General features: G+C 45.2%; 2 protein-coding genes. Both read right to left on the reverse strand.

Annotated features, from left to right (window positions below):
• Positions 1 to 452: helix-turn-helix transcriptional regulator (locus tag J5224_RS25580; protein ID WP_264628010.1), on the reverse strand; the 452-nt coding region annotated here is incomplete at its 3' end.
• On the reverse strand, positions 449 to 1,798 hold the full coding sequence (locus tag J5224_RS25585; RefSeq protein ID WP_264628011.1) for a type II toxin-antitoxin system HipA family toxin: 1,350 nt from the start codon (positions 1,796 to 1,798) through the stop codon (positions 449 to 451). The genes J5224_RS25580 and J5224_RS25585, both read right to left, overlap by 4 nt.
• Positions 1,799 to 2,084 lie beyond the last annotated feature (286 nt).

The following is a 2,084-nucleotide window of genomic DNA, read 5'->3' on the forward strand; positions in this document are numbered from 1 at the left end:
AAAAGCGCGGCAAGCCGATGGCGCGAAGTGGGGACAAGTCCTACCTGAAGCCCAAAAGGGTTGAATAGCTTGTTGATGACATCAGCGGTGTAGTTGCCTCGGTCATTTTCAACGTCGGACAGCGTTTTGCGTGATATTGAAACCAGAGTGGCGAAGGCATCTTGCTTTAGCCCTAATACGTCAGCCCGAAGCATTTTTAGCGCCTTGCCCTGTGTGATTTCACCCAGTAGCAGATGCCTGATAATGTCATTCATGGCAGATTGCCTTTCTGGTGTGCTAATCGGCTTGGCCTTTTTAGAAACTCGTTGCCGCTTTATACTTTGCACTCCGGGGGACGTTGTGTACGGCTGGGCGGTATAAGGTGTTATCGGTTCTTGCAGCGTGCGGTTTTTTTCTTTTATTCTCCTTATCGTTTCGCTCGCTGGCATCACATCACTGTTTTGATTTTTCATAGCAATCCCCATCTATCCAACTTTTGTTCTATATAGTTGAAACCGATAGACGGCAGGGTAACGATCTGTTCGGGAACCCCCCTTTGTATCAGTCTCTCTTTGAGTCCCAATAATTGTTGTGCAGTATCTTGCAATGCTTTCAGTAACGTTTCTGCTGGAACAAGATCGTTAAGCGCTTGTGCAATCCCTATAAAATTATACTCGCCCCCATTTTCTAATGGCACGGCCCACTTCATTGTGCGTGCAATCCCCTCGGGATCTGCTTTCATTGGGGCAAAGTCGTAGATGGGGGCTAGCGTAATGCGGTTTTCTGCTCTGAGAAATGCGGTATTTCTTCCATGATTATCGCTGTTGCCGAAAATAATATTCAGTAAATCCCGACGCACCCATTCGACAACAAAAGCCGTAATATCAAAATTAAAGCCTTGTGCTGTCACCATATTACTGCGCGTAATTTTTTCTATCAGTGTTCTGAGTGTATCTTCATGATAAAGCGTAACGCCGGGCGCTTTTCTTAATATTGAATACACGGATTCCATGGCAAACCGTTTGATATCACTTTCTTTTTCGAAAGAGACATCAAATCTGGGAAGCCACAGGGAAGGATAGTTTTCCCCTTCTTCCAACCGCATGTTTTTAATAGGAATTGTACTGAATCCGAGATCCGTCAGTTCCTGGTAATAATAGTATTCGGCGCGCAATATATTACAGTCAACGTCGCTGCGGTTTCCTCGAGGGTATTTAACCAGATAATGGATATCTCTCTTGCTCGGATCCTGTTGGTAAGTATCAATCCATATGTGCTGCTCAGGTGTACAGCGGAGTAATAATTTCGGTGCTTCGCCTCCTGCACCTGTTGCTCCGCCTGCCGCAGCTCCGCGTTGTTGAGCATAATCCAGAAAATCACTCGCTCTGTTTTTAACGTCATCAACTGAGAAAAAAAGCTGTTCCGCCTCGGGATGGAACTCTGGTACGGATTCTTTGATGCGCAAATTGCCAATTGGCGACATAGTGCCATGTTTTAAAATAACAAAATTTTGCTGACTGGGGGTCAGCCCTTCGAGATCAAGGTATTTCTCCCAATAACGTCGGCTTGCCCCGCTGGGGATAATATCATCGAGAAAACGCATCCAACCGGGCTGACCATCATCATCGAAGAAGAGGGATACGGGGTGGTTAAGAGATACTGCGTAATTATCATCACGGTGCAGGTGGTCGATGGCGTAGTCGGACTGATAGTCCAACCCGGTGAGTTGATACCTGCCGTGTTCACTTTCGGGAAAAGTGATGAGTGCAATATCGCACCATTGATTGTTAAGGAAAGCCTGTAGCGTTAACTGTTCCATCTGCATACCTCCCGTTACTCTATGAGTAAAATAGTACGTTTAATCTGCATAATTTTCAATCAGTGTAACCTTTTTTACTCTTTAACTTCATTTTCGGTTTTTATGGGTATTTTGATACGCATTATTTTTTGAGCGACAAAGCCAACGCTCTACCCGCCCAAAAGAGACTAAAAATCAGAGCATGCCCGTTGCCAGCCTTTGATAATCAATTGCATGATGTAGCGCGTTTTACCCGATAGCGGGTAGAGAATTAATGATTACATAACAGGATGCTCGATGAAGCGGC

This window comes from Candidatus Symbiopectobacterium sp. NZEC135, assembly GCF_025962695.1.

What these genes read in the sequence shown, in the direction of transcription:
- J5224_RS25585 (WP_264628011.1), bottom strand. Translation starts at nt 1,798, where the DNA reads ATGGAACAGTTAACGCTACAGGCTTTCCTTAACAATCAATGGTGCGAT.